General features: G+C 52.2%; 23 protein-coding genes and 3 pseudogenes. 14 read left to right on the plus strand and 12 right to left on the minus strand.

Annotation, left to right across the window (positions count from 1 at the left end; genetic code table 11):
• Positions 1-22: 22 nt before the first annotated feature.
• Genes AB9F26_RS20420 through dctP form a run of 3 tightly spaced genes read left to right on the plus strand, consistent with a single transcriptional unit; the run spans position 23 to position 2,987 of the window.
• The gene (locus AB9F26_RS20420) at positions 23-613 is read left to right on the plus strand and encodes a TRAP transporter small permease (RefSeq protein ID WP_369768946.1); all 591 of its coding nucleotides are present in this window, start codon (positions 23-25) and stop codon (positions 611-613) included.
• Positions 613-1,902 carry a TRAP transporter large permease gene (locus AB9F26_RS20425; protein ID WP_369768947.1) on the plus strand — a complete coding sequence of 430 codons (1,290 nt, stop codon included), beginning with the start codon at positions 613-615 and terminating at the stop codon, positions 1,900-1,902. The genes AB9F26_RS20420 and AB9F26_RS20425 overlap by 1 nt, the downstream gene beginning before the upstream one ends.
• Positions 1,903-1,928: 26 nt before the next feature.
• Positions 1,929-2,987, plus strand: a complete 1,059-nt coding sequence (gene dctP / locus AB9F26_RS20430) for a TRAP transporter substrate-binding protein DctP (RefSeq protein ID WP_039003289.1) — start codon at positions 1,929-1,931, stop codon at positions 2,985-2,987.
• A 53-nt stretch (positions 2,988-3,040) separates the two neighbouring features.
• Here dctP and AB9F26_RS20435 read toward each other — a convergent pair whose 3' ends face one another.
• Positions 3,041-3,511 carry a tetratricopeptide repeat protein gene (locus AB9F26_RS20435; protein WP_335585926.1) on the minus strand — a complete coding sequence of 157 codons (471 nt, stop codon included), beginning with the start codon at positions 3,509-3,511 and terminating at the stop codon, positions 3,041-3,043.
• 33 nt (positions 3,512-3,544) lie between these two features.
• On the opposite strand from AB9F26_RS20435, the gene AB9F26_RS20440 reads away from it, so the two are divergent.
• The 6 genes from AB9F26_RS20440 to AB9F26_RS20465 all read left to right on the plus strand — a co-directional run bounded on the left by AB9F26_RS20440 (position 3,545) and on the right by AB9F26_RS20465 (position 10,320).
• On the plus strand, positions 3,545-4,801 hold the full coding sequence (locus tag AB9F26_RS20440; protein ID WP_369768948.1) for a cytochrome-c peroxidase: 1,257 nt from the start codon (positions 3,545-3,547) through the stop codon (positions 4,799-4,801).
• 329 nt (positions 4,802-5,130) lie between these two features.
• Positions 5,131-6,435, plus strand: coding sequence for an extracellular solute-binding protein (locus tag AB9F26_RS20445; protein ID WP_335585924.1), 1,305 nt, complete (start codon positions 5,131-5,133; stop codon positions 6,433-6,435).
• Between the two features lie 64 nt (positions 6,436-6,499).
• Positions 6,500-7,381: an ABC transporter permease subunit gene (locus AB9F26_RS20450; RefSeq protein WP_039003293.1), complete on the plus strand. Its 882-nt coding sequence runs from the start codon at positions 6,500-6,502 to the stop codon at positions 7,379-7,381.
• A gap of 8 nt (positions 7,382-7,389) precedes the next feature.
• Entirely contained in the window at positions 7,390-8,274 is an 885-nt protein-coding gene (locus tag AB9F26_RS20455; RefSeq protein WP_335585923.1) for an ABC transporter permease subunit, read from the plus strand.
• Positions 8,275-8,284: 10 nt separating this feature from the next.
• Positions 8,285-9,331, plus strand: a complete 1,047-nt coding sequence (locus AB9F26_RS20460; protein ID WP_369768949.1) for an ABC transporter ATP-binding protein — start codon at positions 8,285-8,287, stop codon at positions 9,329-9,331.
• A complete protein-coding gene (locus AB9F26_RS20465) occupies positions 9,328-10,320 on the plus strand; it encodes an endonuclease/exonuclease/phosphatase family protein (RefSeq protein ID WP_369768950.1) in 993 nt (330 codons plus the stop codon). Before AB9F26_RS20460 ends, AB9F26_RS20465 begins: the two co-directional genes overlap by 4 nt.
• Before the next feature lie 297 nt (positions 10,321-10,617).
• Here the strand turns inward: AB9F26_RS20465 and AB9F26_RS20470 are convergent, their stop codons facing one another.
• The 3 genes from AB9F26_RS20470 to gstA are packed head-to-tail and all read right to left on the minus strand — an operon-like array spanning position 10,618 to position 11,828.
• The gene (locus tag AB9F26_RS20470; RefSeq protein ID WP_369768951.1) at positions 10,618-10,836 is read right to left on the minus strand and encodes a 4-oxalocrotonate tautomerase family protein; all 219 of its coding nucleotides are present in this window, start codon (positions 10,834-10,836) and stop codon (positions 10,618-10,620) included.
• A gap of 3 nt (positions 10,837-10,839) precedes the next feature.
• On the minus strand, positions 10,840-11,220 hold the full coding sequence (locus AB9F26_RS20475; protein WP_369768952.1) for a nuclear transport factor 2 family protein: 381 nt from the start codon (positions 11,218-11,220) through the stop codon (positions 10,840-10,842).
• Positions 11,217-11,828 (minus strand): glutathione transferase GstA, encoded by a 612-nt coding sequence (gstA, locus tag AB9F26_RS20480; protein WP_369768953.1) that lies wholly within the window; start codon positions 11,826-11,828, stop codon positions 11,217-11,219. Before gstA ends, AB9F26_RS20475 begins: the two co-directional genes overlap by 4 nt.
• Before the next feature lie 100 nt (positions 11,829-11,928).
• Here gstA and AB9F26_RS20485 point away from each other — a divergent pair, with 100 nt between their 5' ends.
• Positions 11,929-12,828: a LysR family transcriptional regulator gene (locus tag AB9F26_RS20485; protein ID WP_369768954.1), complete on the plus strand. Its 900-nt coding sequence runs from the start codon at positions 11,929-11,931 to the stop codon at positions 12,826-12,828.
• Between the two features lie 275 nt (positions 12,829-13,103).
• Here the strand turns inward: AB9F26_RS20485 and AB9F26_RS20490 are convergent, their stop codons facing one another.
• Complete coding sequence (locus AB9F26_RS20490) at positions 13,104-13,796, minus strand: winged helix-turn-helix transcriptional regulator (protein WP_369768955.1); 693 nt, start codon at positions 13,794-13,796, stop codon at positions 13,104-13,106.
• Between the two features lie 181 nt (positions 13,797-13,977).
• On the opposite strand from AB9F26_RS20490, the gene AB9F26_RS20495 reads away from it, so the two are divergent.
• Together AB9F26_RS20495 and AB9F26_RS20500 are read left to right on the plus strand one after the other, a co-directional pair.
• A complete protein-coding gene (locus AB9F26_RS20495) occupies positions 13,978-14,304 on the plus strand; it encodes a DUF1330 domain-containing protein (RefSeq protein WP_335585915.1) in 327 nt (108 codons plus the stop codon).
• Between the two features lie 244 nt (positions 14,305-14,548).
• A pseudogene (locus tag AB9F26_RS20500) lies at positions 14,549-14,817 on the plus strand (adenine deaminase C-terminal domain-containing protein); the annotation flags it as partial.
• Positions 14,818-15,390: 573 nt separating this feature from the next.
• Here AB9F26_RS20500 and AB9F26_RS20505 read toward each other — a convergent pair.
• From AB9F26_RS20505 to AB9F26_RS20515, 3 genes are all read right to left on the minus strand, one after another.
• Positions 15,391-15,570, minus strand: a complete 180-nt coding sequence (locus tag AB9F26_RS20505) for a hypothetical protein (RefSeq protein ID WP_335585914.1) — start codon at positions 15,568-15,570, stop codon at positions 15,391-15,393.
• A gap of 118 nt (positions 15,571-15,688) precedes the next feature.
• Positions 15,689-16,848, minus strand: a protein-coding gene (locus AB9F26_RS20510) for an IS3 family transposase (protein WP_369768956.1) whose coding sequence is annotated in 2 segments (ribosomal slippage) — positions 15,689-16,599 and positions 16,599-16,848 — 1,161 coding nt in all. Because the reading frame shifts where the segments join, the coding sequence is not laid out codon by codon here.
• Between the two features lie 503 nt (positions 16,849-17,351).
• The gene (locus AB9F26_RS20515) at positions 17,352-17,972 is read right to left on the minus strand and encodes a GNAT family N-acetyltransferase (RefSeq protein WP_335585913.1); all 621 of its coding nucleotides are present in this window, start codon (positions 17,970-17,972) and stop codon (positions 17,352-17,354) included.
• Positions 17,973-18,157: 185 nt separating this feature from the next.
• On the opposite strand from AB9F26_RS20515, the gene AB9F26_RS20520 reads away from it, so the two are divergent.
• A complete protein-coding gene (locus AB9F26_RS20520) occupies positions 18,158-18,706 on the plus strand; it encodes a YaeQ family protein (protein WP_369768957.1) in 549 nt (182 codons plus the stop codon).
• Between the two features lie 497 nt (positions 18,707-19,203).
• On the opposite strand, the gene AB9F26_RS20525 is transcribed toward AB9F26_RS20520, so the two are convergent.
• The 4 genes and pseudogenes from AB9F26_RS20525 to AB9F26_RS20540 all read right to left on the minus strand — a co-directional run.
• On the minus strand, positions 19,204-19,455 hold the full coding sequence (locus AB9F26_RS20525) for a hypothetical protein (RefSeq protein WP_335585911.1): 252 nt from the start codon (positions 19,453-19,455) through the stop codon (positions 19,204-19,206).
• A 63-nt stretch (positions 19,456-19,518) separates the two neighbouring features.
• The gene (locus AB9F26_RS20530; protein WP_369768958.1) at positions 19,519-19,878 is read right to left on the minus strand and encodes a helix-turn-helix domain-containing protein; all 360 of its coding nucleotides are present in this window, start codon (positions 19,876-19,878) and stop codon (positions 19,519-19,521) included.
• A complete protein-coding gene (locus AB9F26_RS20535; protein WP_369768959.1) occupies positions 19,794-19,991 on the minus strand; it encodes a DUF4910 domain-containing protein in 198 nt (65 codons plus the stop codon). The genes AB9F26_RS20530 and AB9F26_RS20535 overlap by 85 nt, the downstream gene beginning before the upstream one ends.
• Before the next feature lie 300 nt (positions 19,992-20,291).
• A pseudogene (locus tag AB9F26_RS20540) lies at positions 20,292-20,630 on the minus strand (integrase core domain-containing protein); the annotation flags it as partial.
• 249 nt (positions 20,631-20,879) lie between these two features.
• Between AB9F26_RS20540 and istA the strand changes: the two are divergent.
• Positions 20,880-21,472 (plus strand): annotated as a pseudogene (istA, locus tag AB9F26_RS20545) (IS21 family transposase); the annotation flags it as partial.
• Positions 21,473-21,587: the final 115 nt, after the last annotated feature.

Here is a 21,587-nt window from a genome sequence, read left to right on the forward strand (position 1 = left end):
GGGAACGACAGGGGGGAGCCTGATGAATATATTACTGACGCTCGTGTCACCATTAAGCCTCGTGAACGAGACGCTCCTGCGAGTCGGGCGCGCCATTGGTGCAGTCGCGATTGCCCTCATGGTCCTCGCCATTCTGGTGCAGGTTTTTTTCCGGTATATTTTGAACAACGCCCTGCCGTGGCCCGATGAGGCCGCACGGTTTTGCATGATGTGGATGACTGGCCTGATGGCTCCGACGGCGTTTCGCCGTGGCGGTTTTGTGGCCATCGACATGTTGCTTTATTCCTTGCCCCGTACGATCGCGGGCGTGATAAATCTTATCCTGCTTTCGCTGTCATTTATCGTTCTTGTGGTTGCGGTACAAATCGGCTGGGGCGAAGTCACAGGATTTGGCGGACGGTTCACAACTGCCTCGCTTTATGTGCCAATGTCGTTGGATTTCACCCAATGGCTGCGCGTGCCACGCTCTTGGATGATGGCCTCCCTATTGGTTGGAGTGATCCTTCTGCTGAGCGTCAATATCGAGTTGATTTTGCGCACACTCGTTAAACTCTTTGGGGGCGAGGATCGCCTTCCCATCATCGAAGCCGCATCCATCGGAGGGTCCGAATAATGCTTATATGGTTCCTTCCCCTTTTCCTCATTTTCCTTCTGGTTGGCTTACCCGTGTTTTTCGGCCTTTTGGCAGCCCCCGGAATCCTTCTATTCCTGAACGGTCAAGAAAAGGACATCACACTCCTTTATCGCAACGTTTACAATGGGATGGACAGCTTCCCTCTCATGGCGATCCCCTTCTTTATGTTGGCGGGCGAATTGATGAACAAGGGCGGCATCACCATGCGCCTTGTGGAATTCGCACAGGCCCTCATGGGCCACCTGCGCGGCGGCTTGGCGCATGTGAACGTCCTGTCATCGATGCTATTTGCAGGCCTCTCTGGCTCGGCGGTAGCGGACACATCGGCCCTTGGTTCGATGCTAATTCCAGCGATGGAAAAACAAGGCTACTCCCGTAAATTCGCCGCCGCGATCACCGCAGCGTCGTCGGTGATTGGCCCGATCATCCCCCCGTCTGGCATCATGATCATCTATGCCTATGTGATGGGCGAGAGCGTCGCGGCGCTGTTCCTTGCGGGGATTGTCCCCGGCATTATGGTGGGACTTGGCCTGATGCTTATGGTTAAATTCATGGCCGATAAATACGACTTCCCCGTTGCAAGCCGCAAATACACATGGCCCGAACGCGGCCAAGCTTCCATCAAGGCGTTCTTTCCGTTGATGACACCCGTCATCATTCTGGGCGGGATTCTGGTTGGGGTTTTCACGCCGACAGAGGCGGCAGCCGTCGCCGTGGCTTACGCTTTGATCATCGGCTTTTTCGTACTACGCACCCTTACACTCAAAGACATTCCCGACATCCTAACACGTGCTGGCCTCACGTCTTCGGTTGTGATGCTGCTGGTGGGGGCTGCGATGGCGTTTAAAACCGTTGTCAGCTTGAGCCACGCCCCCGAGCAACTCGCCCAGTTCATCCTATCACTTTCGGAAAACCCGCTCATCCTGTTGTTCTTGATCAACATTCTGTTGTTTGTGGTCGGCATGTTCTTGGATGCGGGCCCCGCGATCATCATTCTGGGACCAATTTTGGGGCCAATCTTCATCAGCCTTGGCGTCGATCCCATTCACTTTGCGATCATCATGTCTGTCAATCTCACCGTTGGCCTTGCAACCCCGCCGATGGGCTTGGTCCTGTTCGTCGCATCCGCCGTTTCTGGCGAGCGTGTCGAAGCCATTGCTCGCGCCATTCTGCCATTTTTGGCGGTCGAAGTTGTTGTGATTTTCCTAATCACCTACATCCCCGCCATTTCCATGACAATTCCACGACTAACCGGATTTGCTAATTAACCACGAGTATTCAGGGAGGAAACACGATGCTCACTAAGACCATAACAACCCTCGCGCTTTCGGCGCTTCTAGCAGGGACCGCACTCACTGCGACGGCCGCTGACTATAAGCTCCGTGCAACAGCGAATTCCAATGAAAACGACGAAGACTATGATGGTCTGGTTGTCTTCAAAAACTACGTCGAAGCGGCCTCCAATGGCGCGATCGAGGTGGAACTCTTTATTGGTACACAGCTCTGCTCCAACGGTGCGGAATGTTTGCAAGGCGTGGCCGACGGCACCGTCGACATCTATATTTCCACTTCGGGCGGCGCATCGGGCATCTTCCCTTATGTGCAAGTTTTGGACCTGCCCTACCTGATGGCGGACGACCGTATCGCCGAGCAAGTTTTGTCGGGCGATTTCACCCGCACAATGCGCGACATGGCGCTTGAGGATTCCGGAGATGCAATCCGCTTGATGACCATCGGCAACACCGGCGGCTGGCGCAACTTTGCCAACACGAAACGCCGTGTGGCAGAACCCGCCGATATGGAAGGCTTGAAAATCCGGACCGTTGTTGCGGATCTTCCGCAGGAACTCGTGAAAGCAATGGGCGCGTCTCCGACTCCGATCCCATGGCCAGAACTGTTTACCTCGTTCCAAACTGGCGTCGTTGAAGGCTCCAAAAACGGCATCACAGACATCATGGGCATGAAATTCCCAGACGCCGGCCTGCAATACCTCACACTTGACGGCCACGCTTACATGGGTGCCCTCTGGTGGATGTCCAACGAAACCTTCATGGAAATGCCCGAAGATATGCGCCGCGTTGTGGTAGACGGTTTCTATGCCTTGCAACAGGCAACTTTCGCGTCACCAAAGCGTAAATCCATCCAAGCCTATGAGGATTTCGTAGCGGGTGGTGGCGATCTTTATGTGCCAACGCCTGAGCAAAAAGAGGCCTTCAAAGTGTCTGCAGCTCCTGTTTACGACTGGTTCAAAGCCAACGTCACACGCGGCGACGTCATCTTTGAAGCTCTGACCACAGCTGTTGCCGAAGCAGAAGTTGAAGTTAATGCCGCACGCGCGGCCGACCTAAACTAAAAAACAGAGGGCGCGGTTCAAGCCGCGCCCTTTTTCCGTTTTAAGACCTCCACCTAACGAAACGGGTACATCCAGCCCTTGTAATCATTGACCAAAACATGCGCCTTCTCAATTTCCGCCTGCGTCATCTTTTTGACGATCTCTTCCAGAGAAATTGCCGCGTCGGGGTCTCCCCCGATGGCCGAAAGCGTGTACCACATATAGCCTCGAACCAAGTCAGGTGCCGCCACACCACGGCCCACCTCGTAATACCAACCGATCCCCGATTGCGCGCCGGGATGCCCCTTGAGGGACGCGCGCAAATACCATTCAAACGCCCGCACATCGTCTTGCTCAACCCCAAGTCCAAGCGCGTACATCACGCCGATCAACTCTTCGGCGTCGGCATTGCCACTGCGCGCGGCGGGCAAAAACTCCTCCATCGCGGCGGAATAGTTATCGGCCTCCATAAAGTCGCGACCCTCTTCCACCCCTCCGAAGGCGGGGCTAGCCGCAATCAAACTCGCAAAAACAAACTGGCGCATGTCGCTCTCCTTTTGTGCGTTTCACAGCCGGTATTGGCCGAACTTCCTGCGCCCCTTACGCCAGACGACTTTATCGTCTTTGACGCGAAACAGGCGGCGATTGGTCAACTTTTATTTTACGATAAAATACTGTCAGGGAACAGAAATATCGCCTGTTCCACCTGTCATCATCCCAAGTTTGGCACGTCCGACGGCCTGTCGCTTGGAATTGGTGAGGGTGGCGTTGGGCTTGGCATTGACCGCACCGCAGGCAGCGGCGACAGCGCGATCAAAAAACGCATTCCACGCAACGCCCCTGCCCTCTGGAACCTCGGCGCAAAATCCCTGCACACGATGTTTCACGATGGCCGCCTCTCCATCAACGACAAATACGCAAACGGCTTTGACAGCCCCGCCGAAGAATGGCTGCCACAGGGCCTCGAAACGCTCCTCGCAGCCCAAGCGGTTTTCCCCCTGACCGCGCAGTTTGAAATGGCCGGAAATCCAAGCGAAAACGAAGTCACAGGTGCCGTTCATGACCGCATTGATGCAGGTTGGCCGATCCTCGCGAAGCGCGTGCGCATCATACCCGCCTATGGTTCCGCATTCGTTGACGCCTTTGAGTACATTGAACGCCCCGAGCAAGTTACCATCGTCGAAATAGCCAACGCTTTGGCGGCATTTATGGGGCTAGAATGGCAGAGTTACGACAGCCCGTTTGATCAGTACATTCAAGGCGACACGACCGCGTTAAACACACTTGAACTTGCGGGAATGAACCTCTTCTTTGGCAAAGCGCAGTGCTCTAGTTGCCACGCAGGGTCCCTCCTCACGGATCAAAAATTCCACGCGCTTGCCCTGCCTGCGTTCGGACCTGGGCGCACACGTCGCTTTGATCCCATGCCACGCGATGTGGGCCGTATGGGAAAATCAGACCGCCAAGAAGATGCCTATAGGTTCCGCACTCCCATGCTTAGAAATATTGAAAAAACAGCGCCTTACGGGCACAATGGCGCATACCCAACGCTTGATGGCATTGTCCGACATCACATTGAAGCCGAGCCTAATTGGGCCCGCGATTTACTGGTCCTGCCTGATGCCGCATGGATTTCACAGGTCGATTTTGCCATTCAAAGCGACACACGCGAAATGGACCGCCAACGACGCGTGCGCGACACCGTGCCCCTTGCCCTCAGCGATAGCGAAATTATCGAAATAGTCGCTTTTTTGAAAGCCCTCACGGGAACAACATTGAACGATCCCCGTTTTGGAATACCGAATTCCGTCCCTAGTGGATTGCCGCTTGATTAGGGTAGCTCCCTGCAGACTAACGACGTCTTTGTAGGCGACGGAAATCTCAGCAAGAGGCTTAGGTTGGAATGATGTGAAACCGTGCGTTCCAAAGGTTTTTATCTTAGCGAGAAAGCTGCGACTTATTTCCCGCTGACATATGGCCGTTACAAAACTACCCTATCAGCTAGCAAGTGCGCTTCGCATGCATCGCAGGGATCACCCTGTTTTCTAAATCTAAATTCGTCGGGCCGATCCATGGCCCGCTTACCGCAGGCGTGCGTCCTAATCGGCTGCGCCATCAAAACACATATGCCCAATTGGGCATTTACTCGACTGGAGTATACTTAATGACCCGCGTTTCAATTCTTTCTGCTGCCGCTCTGTCCATGATGGCTAGCAGCGTCGCTGCTCAAACTGAAATCACTTGGTGGCACGCAATGGGCGGCGCCCTTGGTGATACAGTGAACCAAATCGCGACTGACTTTAACGCCAGCCAGTCTGACTATCAGATCACACCAGCCTTTAAGGGCACTTACGAAGAAGCGCTGACTGCGGGCATCGCGGCCTTCCGCGCAGGCGAACAGCCAAACATTTTGCAAGTGTTCGATGCGGGCGCGGCAACGGTGATCGGCGCAAAGGGTGCCACGATCCCTGTGCAAGATTTGCTGACGGAGAATGGCGTAGATTTCGATATTAACGACTACATTTCCGGTGTGCGCTACTTCTATGCGGATAGCGATGGCAAGATGATCGGCATGCCGTTCAACTCTTCCTCCCCGATCATGTATTACAATCTGCAAGCCATGGAAGCCGCTGGTGTTGAAGCACCAAAAACATGGGAAGAATTCGAAACCGTGACCGCTCCGGCCTTGGTTGATGCAGGGTATATTCCGCTGGCGCAATCGCATTCGCCTTGGATTTTTGCGGAAAACTTCATGTCCCGCCATGACCTGCCGTTCGCCACGAATGACAATGGCTATACTGGTACAGACACAGAAATTTTGATCAACTCACCCGAGATCAAAATGCATTGGTCACATGTGAAAGATTGGCTGGATTCAGGCTATTACGCTTGGTATGGCGCGGGTTGGGGTGATAACCAAACACCGTTCGAAGAAGGCAAAGTTGCGATTTGGTTGGGGTCTTCAGGCTCCTTTGGTGGATTGTCCAAATTAGACCTACCGTTTGAATTCTCAGCAACATATCTCCCCTATTGGGAATCTGTCACAACAGAGCCGACGCAAACATTCATTGGTGGCGCTTCGTTGTTTGCGATGTCTGGTAAATCTGACGAAGAGAACCAAGCAACGGCCGCGTTCTTTGACTTCCTGACATCCCCAGAAGTTCAATACATGTGGCACCAAGAGACCGGTTATGTGCCGATCACAATCGCAGCCTATGAAATGGCACAAGCGGATGGGTATTATGATCGCGCACCGGCTGCAGAAATCGGCATCAAGCAATTGTCTTTGCCTGCTGGTGAGAACACAAAAGGGTATCGCATGGGGTTCTATGTGCAAATCCGTGACGTGATGAACCGGGAATTCGGCCGCATCCTTGGTGGCGAGACATCGGTTGATGATGCCTTTGCGACAATGGAACTTGAGGGCAATGAGTTGCTTGCCAAGTTTGCCCAGACTCAAGCGCAATAATCACTTTTCATACCAAGACCTGATGGCCGCTCTGCGGCCATCAGCGTATTCACAAGGACCCGCTATGAAACGCGCTGCTTTCACCAACCGTTGGTTACCGATCCTGTTGCTCGTGCCACAGATCTCAATCATCGGCATTTTCTTCTACTGGCCTGCCATCCATGCGCTGCGCTCGTCATTCTATCTGCAAGACCCCTTTGGATTTAGCGAAACATTTGTTGGGTTTGCCAACTACGCATCGCTATTCAATTCCGCGTCCTATGGGCGCGCTGCGATATTCACAGTTTCTTTCACGCTACTTGTCACCATCCTGTCGCTTGGCATTGCTTTGTTGCTTGCCGTAAAGGCCGACAAGGTTGTGCGCGGGGCCAAGACATACCGCACACTTTTGATGTGGGTTTACGCCGTTGCGCCTCCTGTTGCGGGTGTGATGGGGCTGATCCTTTTCAACCAAAGCTGGGGGCCGATCTCCGATCTCTTCAAAAGCCTTGGTTGGGATTTTGCCCTTGGCGTAAATTATTACGACACGGCCTTCGCGATGGTTTTGATTTCCGTCTGGAAGCAGATCCCCGTCAACTTTATTTTCTTCCTGTCAGGGCTACAATCCATCCCCAAATCTGTGCGCGAGGCCGCGATGATCGACAATCGATCCGCCGCTGGACGCTTTTGGGATGTGACCTTTCCCTTGCTGGCCCCAACAGGGTTTTTCCTGTTGATCACCAATATCACCTATTCGCTTTTTGACACGTTCGGCATCATCGACACGGTGGTGAAGGGCGAGCCAGGAAACAACCCGATGACCCTTGTGTACAAGGTTTATGTGGATGGGTTCCGAGGCAACGACCTTGGAGGATCATCGGCGCAATCTGTTGTCTTGATGGTGCTTGTTTTGGCGATGACTGTTTTTCAATTCCGGCTCGTTGAGCGCCGCATTCACTATACATGAGGCCCGATATGAACACCGAAATAGTGACCCAATCCGCCCCCCGCGCGCGGATCAAACTGTCGCTGGTCTTTGACCATGGCATCCTCATCCTTGGCGCGGCCTTTTTAATCCTGCCAGTCCTGATGCTTTTGCAAATGAGCACCATGCCGGACCTCTTCAACATGAAAAACGGGCCGAGCTTCGCCATTGGCGATCAACTTGATGAAAACTTTCGCAAAGCAATGTTTGAGGCCGACGGGTTTTCAGGCGCGAACACCGGCGTGCGGATGCTTTGGAACTCGCTGATCCTTGGGCTTGGCTTCGCAGTTGGCAAGATTGTGCTGGGCATGATGGCCGCCTATGCAATTGTCTATTTCCGTATGCGGTTTGCGACATTCGCGTTCTGGATCATCTTCACGACGCTGCTCTTGCCGCTTGAGGTGCGTATTTTGCCGTCCTATGAGATTGTGCAACAGCTTGGCATGGTCAATACGTATCAAGGGCTTATCATCCCGCTGATTGCATCCGCCACGGCGACCTTCTTTTTCCGCCAGTACTTTCGATCCATCCCCGAAGAACTGGTGGAAGCCGCCCGCATTGATGGCGCCGGACCGTTCAAATTCTTCGTCGATATTTTGGTGCCGCTTTCCCGAACGATGATTGCCGCGATGTTCATCATCATGTTCGTCTATGGATGGAACCAATATTTATGGCCCACGATGATCACCACTGATGAGGATATGTTCACCCTCGTGCGTGGCATCAAGCAGATCAGGCAATCTCTCGAGGGCACCAGCCTGCCCGAATACGGACGCGCAAATATGCTGGCCCTTGTCGCCATTCTGCCCCCCGTTTTAATCGTCATCTTCTTCCAAAGCTGGTTCGTCAAAGGTTTGACGGAATCGGATAAATAAGGAAAATCTCATGGCTCAGGTCACTCTGTCCCAGATCTCTAAGGTCTACTCCAACGGCTTTACCGCCGTACACCCCGCAAGTTTCGATATTCCGGATGGCGAATTTGTTGTTCTTGTTGGCCCGTCTGGATGCGGAAAATCAACAATGCTGCGCATGATTGCGGGTCTGGAAGATATCTCGAGTGGGGGTTTAAACATCGGCACACGGCAGGTGAATGACCTCGACCCAGCCGACCGCGATATTGCGATGGTTTTCCAAAACTACGCGCTGTATCCGCATATGAGCGTGCGCAATAACATCGGTTACGGATTGAAAAATCGCAAGATTGCCAAGGCGGAGATTGACCGCAAAGTACGCGAGGCCTCAGCGATGCTGAACCTTGATGATTACCTTGATCGCAAACCAAGCCAGCTTTCTGGCGGTCAACGTCAACGTGTTGCCATGGGCCGTGCTATTGTACGTGATCCCGCCCTGTTTTTATTCGACGAACCCCTCTCAAATCTCGATGCCAAGTTGCGCACACAAATGCGGATCGAGATCAAAGCCCTCCAACGCCGCCTTGGTGTGACGGCTGTTTATGTGACCCATGATCAGGTAGAAGCCATGACAATGGCGGACCGCATTATTGTGATGAACGAAGGGCGGATTGAGCAAATCGGCACGCCAACCGAGGTTTACAACAGGCCTGAAACCACGTTCGTGGCGTCGTTCATGGGCGCTCCACCGATGAATTTGATGGCAGGCGTTGCGAGGGACGGGCAATTGCGTATCGGGGTTCAACCGATCCCAGCGCATGACCGCTCCACTTCAGGGGAGGTGACGATTGGTATTCGTCCAGAAGATATCGTTCCCGATGTAAATGGAGATATTACAATCGACATTACCCTTGTCGAAGAGCTTGGTGCGCATCGCCTTTTGCACGGCACTCTTGCGGGCCAAGACATCAGCATTCACGTCGATAAAGATAACATCATAAACGTAGGTTCGCTGCGGGTATCCCTAAAACCAAACGCCGTGTCCCTGTTTGATGCCATAACGGGGGGACGCCTAACATGACTTATGTCGCAGAGCTTCCCCTTGTCACAGCAGACCAAAAATCCAGCATCATGACTGCGCCACGCACCGCAGAATCTCACCGCGCATTATTGCGATCTCTGCCCAGCATGAATGCCGTTCAAGTGGGGGGCGACGCCTGCGAAACGGCCTTGCCAAAGCAGATTTCAGCCGTGGCATGGAACGTCGAACGTGGTTTGTTTCCACTCGAAAATGCGGAGCTACTGGCGGATTTAAAACCCGATATCGTGCTGCTTTCTGAGGTCGATCACGGCATGGCGCGGACTGGGCAACAACATACAACTGAGGTCATGGCGAACGCGCTGAATATGCAATATGCATTTGGCGTTGAATTCCAAGAGCTTGATTTGGGCGGACCAACAGAACGGGCTTATTGCAGCGATAATTTCAACGCGTGCGGCTGGCACGGCAATGCGATCTTAAGCTCTGTGCCCTTCATCGCAGTAAAACTTATCCGTCTTGATGATCATGGCCATTGGTTTTCCTCCGATGAATTGAACGCCGATCCAGAACAGCCTCGCGTTGGGGGACGCATGGCAATCGCTGCGATTTTGCCTAGGGATGGCGGAACGATCTGCGTCGTCTCGACACATTTGGAAAGCAACGCGGACGCGAGGTATCGTGCCGTGCAATTTGAGCGCTTGCTTGATGCCATTGATGATTTTGCACCTGATATGCCTGTGCTTATCGGCGGGGACCTTAATACCGGCAATCACCAGCCACCCGATTTTGACTGGAAAGACGAAACCCTATTCGCACGGGCTGAGGCGCGTGACTATACTTGGGACGCAACGCCATCAGGAATGACCACCAGATCAAGCCTGATAACACCACATCCTGACCGGAAAATGAAACTGGATTGGTTTTGCACGCGCGGATTATCTTGCATCGATACAGCACTTGTCCCCGCGCTATCGAAAACAGGAAAACCGCTCTCAGATCACGAAGCGATATGGTGCTCTGTTTCATAAAACCCGCACTGAACCGGGCCTCCTGAAGACAATTACACTCCTTGGATTCATGTGAAGCTCAACTTGATAGGTGAACCGGGTCCGACAGATGCCTATTATAAATGCTCGGACAAAAGCACCAAATGCGAACAAGGTTATGTTTACACAGTATGGCAACGGGCTGTCGCCCCAAGCGTTTGAGATTATGGAGCAGTCCCGCACGGGCGTCATCGGCTTTCCCTACGGTTGTTTGCGACTGTGGAAATAGGCCATCCCTAACGCCCTGCCCCCATGTCGGTTCGTTTAGCCGAGTTTTTTTCATGACTTTGTCCTGTATTGCATGACCGGCAGCCCGCCGATTCCCCAATCTTCAAGCGCAACCTCGTCAATCACGACAAAGGTCGTCTTTGGATCTTTGTTCAGCACGTCTTGTAGCAAGCTGCTTACACCTGCAATCAGCTGTGCTTTCTCTTCGTTGGTCGGACCGATGCCATCCGGACCACCTTCGCGGGTAATTTTGATGTTTACATAGGGCATGGATTACGTCCTTCGCGGAATATAGGTAAAAGCCTTGGTGACGATCCGCCATTCTCCACCGTGACGGATCAACGTCAGGTAATCGAGATAATCGCGCCCCATCATGCTCATCCGAGCCGTGACCTTAGCGAGACTCTGGCTACCAAAAGCAATTTCAAGGATGGCCTCATCACGCGGATCTCCGCGTTTGGCAGGCGGCACACGACCGTCGACCCGCGACATATAAGTATCGAGATCAAGATAGAGTTCATCTCCCTCTGTCGCACATACATAGGCGAGGTTTGGATGAAAAACTTGACGGAGCACGGAACTGTCTGCGTGATAAAGACCCTCAAAATATCTTTCTATAAGCGCGACTACCTGTGCGTGATCTGCCGAATTCATTGAACCAACCCTTCGGATTTCATGGCTTTCAGGACAGAGGGGCGTACCGTAATCCGCGTGATATACTCAGCAAGAGATGGCCAGCCAGAAAGGTTAATACCAGTAAAATTGGCCCAATTTGCCACAGTAAAAAGATACGCATCAGCAACGGAGAACCGGCTGCCTACAATCCATTCGCGTCCATCGGAAAGTTGCGTCTCTAGCCGGTCAAATTTAGCGGCTACTGCAACGCGCGCGGCTTCCTTGGCGGCATCCGACGATTGAGTATTAAAAAGCGGACTGAACGCTTTATGCAATTCGGCCGCGACCCAATTGAGTGTTTCTTGTAGGCGCGCGCGCTCCAGAGTGGTCGTCTGTGACGCCAGTCCCGCTTCGGGGAAACAACTTGCGATGTACTGCAACACCGCCGCGCCTTCAGTCAGGACCTCGCCATCCTCCAATTGTAGGGCTGGCACATACCCATTGGGGTTGATCGCGCCGTAGTCATTACCAGTCTCGGTACGCCCAAGATCAGTGTCGACTTTCTCGATTTCGAATGTCGCACCCGTCTCACAGAGCGCGATGTGGCTGGCAAGAGAGCAAGCTCCTGGTTTGTAAAATAGCTTCATTTTTTCGACCTTCTATTGAAATGATGCTTTTCAATAGCAGCGGACTCGTTCTGCTGATAATATTAAGTTTAAATCAACATGATCTAATTTAGTGATCGATATGAAGCTTGAACAACTTGTAACTTTCGAAGCCATCGTGACGACCGGAACGTTCCGTAAGGCTGCAGAACGCTTGAACAAATCTCAAAGTGCGATAAGTAACGCGATCCGTCTCTTGGAGGACGAGCTTGAGCTGACCTTGTTATCCCGCGAAGCGTATCGCCCCAAGCTCACCGCAGAGGGTGAAATTTTCTTTCGGGAGTCGTCCCGCGTTCTCGCCCAGATGCGAGAACTGGGCGCAACGGCTGCGCGACTGCGCGCACGTGAAGAACCCGAACTGTGCATCGCTATCACCGCCACACTCTCGCTTCAGCACCTATTGCCGGTTCTGGAGGAAATTGATCGTCGCCACCCGGCAACCCATATTCGTCTCTTGACCGAAGTAATGGGCGGCCCGATCGAACGTCTCATGGAACAGCGCGCAGACATTGCAATCGCGACGCTTGAAAGTGTTCCCTTGGACGAAGTAGAAACGCAACGCTTTGCAGAGGTTACCATCCGGCCCGTGGCGTCGCGCCGTTTTGCCAAAAGGCTTGGTCCGGGAGCGAAGTCCATGACGGCCATGCAGACGTTTCCACAAATTGTTGTCTCCGGGACTGGAGGGCCAGAGAACAAGCAAAGCCGTGACCTGCTGCCAGGTGGCCGTAAGTGGACAGTCTCTGATTTCGCCGCAAAAAAGCAGGTCATCTTGTCCGGACAAGGCTGGGGGGGATTGCCTGATCACCTTATGCAGGATGAAATCGCAGCAGGCACACTCGAAACCCTCGTTGTCGAAGGTTTTCCCCCGCGCCACTCCGAGATTTTTGTTTTGCGACGCCGAGATCAGGCACCAGGACCTGTGGCGTCCGCGCTTTGGAGTTTGTTGGTCGCTAAAGGAACTGAGACGTTAGCACCCCGATAATGAAACATCAGGTTGGCAGCCATTGATCGAGGGCTCCTGTTCCGCTTACGATGCTCTTGCATGACGATAGCTGCCTTTCAGGCAAGGCGCAGCATCGTTCATTTTGGGCTCAAACCTTCCGTGCGCTACATTGAGTAACAAGGCCTAGTCTGGGCCGTTCGTGTCGGTGGCAGAATGGGTTGGAAGCAGTCGTTCGCGACACTATGCGGCAAGGTCTGCTGTGCTGAACAAAGCCGACATCATATTATGGCTGACCAAGTGTTTTATGTTTTAGGTTAGGCAACGAGCTTCTTCTGCTTTGCGAAAGGACTTAATCCCAACCAGATCTGCATGGTCTTTGCGACCGCGCGCTCGCCCAAAAACTCTATCTTGTCCCGCTCACTTTCTACTGTGCCCAGACCCATCCATATGGCTGTCATCGTTCGTAAATCGGTCGTGACAAAAAGATTGATCTCAAACCCCGGATCGGACCAGCAAAGATCGACGTCGCCACCGGGTTCGATGACGAGCCACCAGTGGCTCTTGGTCGAAGGTAAATCTGAATACAGAAACTGAACCACGGTGCGCCCAGCGGGCAGCGGCGACGGATCGAGATTGCGGCACATGTCCCACATCAACAGCGAAGGATCAAGATTCTTCAATGAAAGTGAAGATTCTATCCATTTTTGCCCCCATATCCCCATGGCTTCCACAACTGGACGAAGATCCTTTCCTGCTTCTGTAAGATGGTATTCGAATATCCCTTTCTCGGACTTTAGCAGTCGACGTTCGACGACACCCGCTGCCTCAAGTTCTTTCAAGCGTGTTGATAGAAGTGCGGGAGACATCTTTGGTACGCCGCGGCGCAAGTCATTGAATCTGGTGGTTCCAGCCACGAGTTCCCGCATCAGAACCATTGTCCAGCGCGTGCACAGCACTTCGGCGGCCATGGCAACGGGGCAAAATTGCTTGTATCCAGCTTGTGACATTTTGAGCCTCCTCTTTCGGGTTAGGCCAATAATACACCTTCGGGATCGTCACGCCTAGTTCAGAAACTGAATCTCGTAGTTCAGACACGTGACTAGTCTAGACGTTAGGTCTTTTGTTATCGTTTGGAAACAAGCCTCCGGTGCATCGCCAGCGGCGCAAAGTTCAAAATGGAGTGAGATAATGAGTGTTTATTTAATCGCAGACATTAAAATTACCGATGACAGTTGGGTGCCAGAATATGCCGCGAATGTTCATGACCTAGTCGAAAAGCACGGTGGGAAGTACCTGTCCCGCAGTGGCAATATCAAGACGTTGGAAGGGGTGGACAAAGATAGCACACTGATCGCAATCATTGAATTTCCCAGCCGAGACGCCTTGGACGGTTTTGCATCAGATCCAGCATACGCCCCCTACGGTCAGGCCCGCCGAGCAGGTAGCGTCAGCAACTTTCACGTAATCGACGATACAGATATCGCCGGTGCAATACCCTACTTGCAAGCCGGTTAACTGGGTGAAACTCGTTTCAGCGGAGAGCCGTTGGCACGATCCTCACCAATGTCAGTTTGGGTTCAAACCTGCCGTTAGCTGCAAAAGTTGCCGCGAAAGAAAGCTGGGATAGTGGCAAATCAGTTTAAGTCGTCACCTCTTGTTTTAGGGGGCATTCTGGGCACCATAGCGGAGCAGAACTTGCGCTTGCATAGATGACATCGCTTGGCACGACGCCGGAGGCATAATCTAAAAACCTACCCGAACCGTATTCTCAGAGGGCCGCGAATTTGCAACTGTCGAATTACCAATTGCTGGGCTGATGTCTGATGTCTGATGTCTGATGAACGTTCAGAGGTCGTTGCTCAAAAGGTCGCCAAAATGGTAACTGCGATGATCGAATGTTGCTGCAAACTCAACAACGCCTAAATCCAGCATTCGCTTTTGGCACTTGTCGACATTCCGAAAATCCGCATCTCAGACCTTGGAATTATTGACGTTACCAAATTCGAAAAAGTTAACTTGTTCGTATAAATTGTGGGGGAAAGAGAAGGGTTTCCTCTTCCAAAAACAGTATTTTGCCAGGGAGATACGTTTAGTTATTCCAATAAAACGCGCCTATGCTGTTGTATTAGATCGCGTGACCTCATGGCAAAACATAAATGGAACGTCGCCCTCAACAGTCAAAACAAACCGATGCAATAGCGTCTGTGTCTCGGCTTGCACGGTGCAGGAATGCTGCACGCCCCAGGGTATGGCAGCTTCAACGGACCGCATCGCATTGAGTGGCTACTAAGATCAATGTCCGGTAGCAGACATCCGACCGACTGTATTGCTGCGCGTTCGACGAAGGTCTGCTCGAGCTGCAACGCAGCGCCGTTCGTGTCGTCGGCAAAAGGGTAGGAACTAGGCCTGCGCTGCAATTGAGAAACTTGGCCTCGATTCTGGCGAAGCGGACATTCTCGGCCAGACGAAACACTCGTCGCCAAGTACCTCCTCTAGGATCTAAAAGGAAACGTTCGCGCTAAAATCTCTGACGTCAGCGTAAAACATCAGTCAGAAGGAAGCTATCATGTCCAGTCCTTATGATGACCCGTGCGAAAGAAATCAGCGCACTTTTTGAATCTTCAGCTTGTCTTGCTTTGCTCTATTCTTGGTCGATTCCTCAGAGCGCATGAGAGCTTTGGCAATGGCCTTCAAACTCATCCCTTTTGTTGCCAGCAGATGCAGTTTTTGAATTTCTTCATGCGTCCAAGCTTGGCGGTGGCGTTCATAGCGTTCTGCCATTGGTTTCGTCTACCTTATTATTGTGTCGGTTGTATTATAAAGCATGGCCGTGCAGATGGCGCCAGTACAATGGCCATAACGGTTATGGAAGGTGACCTGCCCCCCGAGGCTCCCTCATTCATAACGAGAGTTTGCGGGTTTGGATTTCATATTCTTCATCGTCAGTTTGGGCAAGCGCGTCGTGGGCAGAGCCCTCAAGTTGCTCAAGCGCCCGGCGCGCTTCAGTGGGCGTTTTGTTCCCGAGAGACGAGTGCGGTCTGATCTGATTGTAGTCGTATCGCCAAAGCGCCAGTTTTCTGCGGGCATCGTCTAACGTGTCGAAGATCTCCTCATTCAGCAGTTCGTCTCTCAGGCTGCCATTGAAGCTTTCGATGAAGCCATTCTGCTGCGGTTTGCCCGGATCGATGTAATGCCAATCCACGTCGTTATCGCCAGCCCACTTCAGGATCGCGCGACTGGTAAACTCCGTCCCGTTGTCACTGACAATACAAGCAGGCTTTCCGTAGACGCGCACCAGTGCGTCCAATTCACGGGCAACCCGAGCGCCAGAGATGCTGGTATCGGCCATCAGGCACAGGTTCTCACGGCAGCAGTCGTCATTCACAGCCAGCATGCGGAACTTGCGAGACGCGCCAAACGTGTCAGACACAAAATCCAAAGACCAGCGCTCGCCTGGGCGCAAAGCCACAGGCATCGGTGTTCGTGATCCACGCGCTCGTTTACGGCCCCTGCGCCGCCTGACACCCAGCTTTTCCTCGGTGTAGATACGATACAACTTCTTGTGGTTCATTATCATTCCCTTGCGTTCCAACAGCACGCCGATCCGGCGATAACCGAACCGACGCCGCTTGCCGGCAATCGTCTTCATCTCTTCGCGAACTTCAGGATTGTCCGGCGGATGATCACGCCGAACAGTCTTTGGATCGACACCGACCAGCCTGCACGCACGACGTTGCGAGATATCATGATCCCGCATTGCCTTGCGTGCTACAGCCCGTCGCAAATTCGGTGTCGTCAGTTCTTTCCCAGCAAATCTTTCAACACAACATTGTCGAGCATCGTGTCCGCCAGAAGACGCTTCAGCTTGGCGTTCTCGTCCTCCAGCGATTTAAGGCGGTGGGTGTCGGAAACGTTCATGCCACCGTATTTCGCTTTGAACTTGTAGAACGATGCAGGGCTCAGCCCATGTCTCCGACACACCTCAGCCGTTGGCATTCCAGCTTCTTGCTCTTTGATCATCCCAATAATTTGGGCCTCAGTAAAACGACTCTGTCGCATTTGTTTGCTCCTTCGAAGGTTGAGCAAACTCTACATTAAAACGAGGGAAGTTTCGGGGGGCAGGTCAAAGGGCGTCGGTTGTTTAAAAGTGGTGTAAAAGTCGTCCGACATGCCCGCGCCATTAGGAAACTAGCTTTGATGGCACAGATACGAATGGGGGCAATCGCCGAGACCGTTGGCTTTGCTAGGCTTGAGCGGTTGCAAAGCGGGCATTGCCTGTCGCGTGGATAGGCCCATGCGCGGGGTATCTGGTCATGGTTGTTCAACTAGGTGAGGTCGCGCGCGTCAATCGGCAATGGCGAATTGCGCTTATAAAACATAGGGTGAAGATTTGAAACAAGTCCGTTTTCGGGGTCATTGAGTGACTCAAAATGGAGAAACCATATGCAACTGAAACGCGGAATGGTACGCGGATATACGTCAGCAACCGTGAATCCTGTCCAGCGCAAACTAAGGCGTTGCCAAAAGGCGGGGTCCATAAATATCCACACAAGACGAGGCGGTCATCTAGTATCTTTCCATTCTGCGAGTGTGTTCGCAACCATTGGCGCATCGGAACACTGCCTCGCCAGCATTGGTAAGATCAAGCCCCACTGAGTTTCCTTTGGTGGCCCAGACGGTTTGAAACCCAGCTTAGTATAGGCAGAAATCGCCCTCTTATTGTCAGGATGAGGATCGGTCGCGATGACGGGTGCACCCTCATCAAAGAGTGTCTGCATTCTTGCGCCAATAAACGCTGATCCATGTCCAACACCAATCATTTCTGGGTCACCGATGTATTGGTCAATTCCTCGCGCTCCCTTGGGAAGTTTGGCAAAATGATGATCTTCCCAGCCGTGCACCGTATAGTCCTGCATGAAGGCAAAGGGACGTTCATCCATAGAAACGATCCAACGAGATACACGAGGATCGCTTATTTCTTCTTGATCGTATGGCTCATCCGAGTCCCACCACTCGCGAACATGCGGACGCGCTAGCCACTCCTTTAGCAGGTCGAGATCATCTATCGTCACTTGGCGAAATTTATATTTTCTAGCTGTCCTCATTCCAACAGTGTAGCACATTGCCCGTTGGTCGGCATGGGCTCGTTGCTGCTCGCCATTGCTCGTCAATGCGAATGCCATGAAGGTCCGGTTTCAGGCTCGGCAATGAGGGGAGTATCCTCATCCGGACCAACTATCCTACCTCATAAGTTAAACAACTTGGCAGTATTTATTCGCCCCCCATTTATTCTCGCGCCTTTTTATCTGCTTTCACAAAGTCACCAGACGCATTAGGCATCCCTATCTTCGCTATCCAGGGAAAAATCATGGCGCAAAAAGCCACCATTTATAAAGTTGAACTTTCCGTTTCCGATATGGATCGTCACTATTATGAGACCCATAAACTGACCGTTGCCAAACATCCTTCAGAGACGGATGAACGTTTAATGGTGCGAATTCTCGCTTTTGCGCTGAATGCCCATGAGCAATTGGAACTGACTAAAGGCCTTTCAACGGATGACGAGCCAGACATTTGGCAAAAAAGCTTGAGTGACGAATTGGAGTTATGGGTGGCCTTAGGCCTGCCGAGCGAAAAGGTTGTGCGTCAATCCTGTGGCAAAGCCAACGAGGTGATTGTCTATTGTTACGGCGGCCGCACGGCTGAGATGTGGTGGGAGAAGATCAAAAACAGCACCACGCGGTTTGAAAACCTTCAAGTCATCAATTTTTCAGAGAAGGACACCAGTGATCTGGAGAAACTGGCAAGCCGCTCAATGAAGCTGCAGGTTAATATTCAGGATGGCGAAGTGATGGTCAGTGTTGAAGATAGCATCGTTTATCTCACCCCGATCAAATGGAAAAATACTGATCATTGATCGTCGACCAACTCACAATGCGTAAAAGAGCTTGGCATCTAGAATGCTGCGTAGTTGACCGATGTCCGCTGTATTGACGGACTTCAGTTGCTCTGACGCCTAACTTAATCAGATGTGGCTTGCCAGCGACCGCTTCGCACAAGCCGCACCGCACCGCGGTTTACGATGACGAAACTCCATTTTGCGCCGTACTTATCGCGGGTGAAATGGACTTAAACCGAACTTTTTCCACCAGTGAGAATTCTCATCAACAGAGCGCCAAAGCAGACTTTCGTTACCCGATTGCCCCATAGAAGGCCGACGTTGACATTTTGGGCGGACACCTAAAATTCGGTATGATGGCGAAACCTCGAGGCCTCCAAACCAGGTCGGTCAATGGTTTTGCTGAGACACAATGACGACTAGCTCAAATTAGTTTTAAAACAGTCTTTGAACAATTGGCGAGCATTTGACACGTGATGGCTATGTTTTCAGAAAAATTTTGAAAAAACCTATATTTACGGCAAATTGATTGTGACGCGTTGCTGCAATAATTCGACCGCTGCCAGAAGATGAGATTTGTTGGTTTCTTTGTCGCTGTCAAAAATCATTGCCGACAAATAGGGGATCGTGATCGCTGCTATTACATCGGCTCCTTCCCCGCCTGTGACGGGGGCGGATAGCTCCGTAATGCCCGGAAATTCTGGGTTTGGTGCCTCTGTCAATTTGGACGAAGACCGTGCCGCATCCGTGTTTTGGGATGCTGTCAAGGTACAGACTCGCACGGAACTATCGGCCACTTCGCTTCGGTGGTCCACTCGTACGGAAATGGATTAGCCTTTCGTCGCATCAGCCTGAGCAACAACAAAGAGCGCGTCACCGCCCAATACGGACAAATGACAGGAAAGACAGACTTGTTCGGACATTTCCGCCAACACCAGCATTGCAACTTCAGCGATCCGATTGTGCATGGAACGATCGGAACCAAGAACGGAAAGGTCATCCGTGAGGACATAGCGATCATCTGCGGCGCGGGAGATGAATTGCCGCTCTTCGAGGACGATCATCATGCGGAAGATTTCCTTTTTTAAGCAACCGACACCAGCTGCTATTTGCGAAAGCCACAGCTCCCTATTGGACAATGAGAGCAACTCAAGGATATCAAGCAATCTTGAGGCAAAGCGTCGAAGCAATCGGCTTTGGTATCGTATTCTGGATATTGGCCATATTTTGAGCAATAGAAACAGCGGACCAGAAAATCGATTCCCCATGGACAACACTGGCGTTCGTCAGACCTTCGATACAGATAGGGCTAGGTTATCCGTTATCCTCGCCAATAAAGGCAGACAACTTTGCCACCTCCAAAAGGGTATTACCGATCGCGATTTTGCATGTGGAAGCCAGACTATTCCAAGTGGCACATCTGACGATATGCACCCCTAGGCTCCCGAGTATAAATTTGACTTGAAGTATGGACGATTACGTTCGTTTGCAAAGATACTTCCCAAATTGAATCTCTAGATACCTTGCTAGTGTCCGTCGTCATATAAAGTTGGACGTCAGAACGGTTTGAGCACAGGAGGCTCTGGTTCGTTTGTGTGATTAATTATGCCGCTTGTTTTTGATGTTGCAAGCGGCGTTGGCGGATAGTCTGCTTTTTGATCTTCTCCCGTTCTCTGATAATGGCTTTGTCCCGGCCGAAGTAGACGTCGGCGGGCGTGACGTTGTTCAGGCTCTCGTGGTAGCGCTGGTTGTTGTAATAGTCGACGAACGTTCCGATCTGGCGTTCGAGATCGCCGGGCAGGTAATAGTTTTCCAGCAGAACACGGTTCTTCACGGTCTGGTGCCATCGTTCGATTTTGCCTTGGGTTTGTGGGTGGTATGGCGCCCCACGGACATGCTTCATTTTCTGCCCTTCCAGCCATTCGGCCAGGTCACCAGAGATTTAGCAGGAGCCGTCATCCATTGCTCGGCAGTTGATACGCAGTATCAATGCGAGAGGCTGAGCAGGCGCGGCTTGTGGCGCACGACGTGTAATCGGCGGAGCAATACTCGACCACAGTAGCGGCGGCATTGTGTTGTCGCGGGCGGCTTAAAAGTCGTCCACTTTAGCCCTTTCGTTTGATGGGAGGGCTTGGGGATTTTCACTGTGGAATTGTATTTGAAGGTACGGCGGGCCCACTTTCAGGATGGGTTGAGCGGACGGCAAATTGCTCGGGACTTTGGAATTAGCCGAGACAGCGTTTCGAAGATGCTAACGTATTCTGAGCCGCCTGGATATCGGCGGACGGCTGCAATCAAGCGCCCAAAGCTGGATGCGTTTATGGATCAGATTGAACATTGGCTGTCCGACGACCAAGGGCGGCCCCGTAAACAACGCCACACAGCCAAGCGCATTTTTGAACGGCTCCGCAATGAATGCGGGTTCGACGGTGGCTATACCATCGTCAAAGATTATGTGCGCAGCAAGAAGCGTGGATCACGTGAGATGTTTGTGCCTTTGAGCAATCCGCCGGGACACGCACAGGGGGATTTTGGTGAAGCTCTCGTCGTCATTGGTGGCGTGGAGCAAAAGGCCTATTTTTTGCTTTGGATCTGCCACATAGCGATGCATATTATGTCCGAGCGTATCCCGCTGCAAACACCGAGGCTTGGTTGGACGGTCACGTTCATGCATTCGCGTTCTTTGGCGCAGTGCCGCAGTCAGTTCTCTATGATAATGACAAATGTTTAGTTGCCAAGATCATGCCGAATGGCACACGCAACCGGACCCAGCGGTTCAGAGGTGGTCGCGGAATTTCGGACCAGTTGTTAAGGTGGATCGCACGATGAGAGAAGTGATCCAGAATGAAAAAACGAAAGAACCATTCGCCAGAGTTCAAAGCCAAGGTCGCGCTTGAAG

Source organism: Falsihalocynthiibacter sp. BN13B15 (assembly GCF_041205415.1).
GTDB lineage: Bacteria > Pseudomonadota > Alphaproteobacteria > Rhodobacterales > Rhodobacteraceae > Falsihalocynthiibacter > Falsihalocynthiibacter arcticus.

Bases quoted from the DNA above. Each gene is read 5' to 3' on its own strand.
- AB9F26_RS20455 (WP_335585923.1), top strand. From the start codon at position 7,390: ATGAACACCGAAATAGTGACCCAATCCGCCCCCCGCGCGCGGATCAAA.
- AB9F26_RS20425 (WP_369768947.1), top strand. From the start codon at position 613: ATGCTTATATGGTTCCTTCCCCTTTTCCTCATTTTCCTTCTGGTTGGC.
- AB9F26_RS20465 (WP_369768950.1), top strand. From the start codon at position 9,328: ATGACTTATGTCGCAGAGCTTCCCCTTGTCACAGCAGACCAAAAATCC.
- AB9F26_RS20435 (WP_335585926.1), bottom strand. From the start codon at position 3,511: ATGCGCCAGTTTGTTTTTGCGAGTTTGATTGCGGCTAGCCCCGCCTTC.
- AB9F26_RS20450 (WP_039003293.1), top strand. From the start codon at position 6,500: ATGAAACGCGCTGCTTTCACCAACCGTTGGTTACCGATCCTGTTGCTC.
- AB9F26_RS20490 (WP_369768955.1), bottom strand. From the start codon at position 13,796: ATGTCACAAGCTGGATACAAGCAATTTTGCCCCGTTGCCATGGCCGCC.
- AB9F26_RS20495 (WP_335585915.1), top strand. From the start codon at position 13,978: ATGAGTGTTTATTTAATCGCAGACATTAAAATTACCGATGACAGTTGG.
- AB9F26_RS20520 (WP_369768957.1), top strand. From the start codon at position 18,158: ATGGCGCAAAAAGCCACCATTTATAAAGTTGAACTTTCCGTTTCCGAT.
- AB9F26_RS20485 (WP_369768954.1), top strand. From the start codon at position 11,929: ATGAAGCTTGAACAACTTGTAACTTTCGAAGCCATCGTGACGACCGGA.
- dctP (WP_039003289.1), top strand. From the start codon at position 1,929: ATGCTCACTAAGACCATAACAACCCTCGCGCTTTCGGCGCTTCTAGCA.
- AB9F26_RS20505 (WP_335585914.1), bottom strand. From the start codon at position 15,570: ATGGCAGAACGCTATGAACGCCACCGCCAAGCTTGGACGCATGAAGAA.
- AB9F26_RS20470 (WP_369768951.1), bottom strand. From the start codon at position 10,836: ATGCCCTATGTAAACATCAAAATTACCCGCGAAGGTGGTCCGGATGGC.
- AB9F26_RS20475 (WP_369768952.1), bottom strand. From the start codon at position 11,220: ATGAATTCGGCAGATCACGCACAGGTAGTCGCGCTTATAGAAAGATAT.
- AB9F26_RS20460 (WP_369768949.1), top strand. From the start codon at position 8,285: ATGGCTCAGGTCACTCTGTCCCAGATCTCTAAGGTCTACTCCAACGGC.
- gstA (WP_369768953.1), bottom strand. From the start codon at position 11,828: ATGAAGCTATTTTACAAACCAGGAGCTTGCTCTCTTGCCAGCCACATC.
- AB9F26_RS20445 (WP_335585924.1), top strand. From the start codon at position 5,131: ATGACCCGCGTTTCAATTCTTTCTGCTGCCGCTCTGTCCATGATGGCT.
- AB9F26_RS20420 (WP_369768946.1), top strand. From the start codon at position 23: ATGAATATATTACTGACGCTCGTGTCACCATTAAGCCTCGTGAACGAG.
- AB9F26_RS20515 (WP_335585913.1), bottom strand. From the start codon at position 17,972: ATGGCATTCGCATTGACGAGCAATGGCGAGCAGCAACGAGCCCATGCC.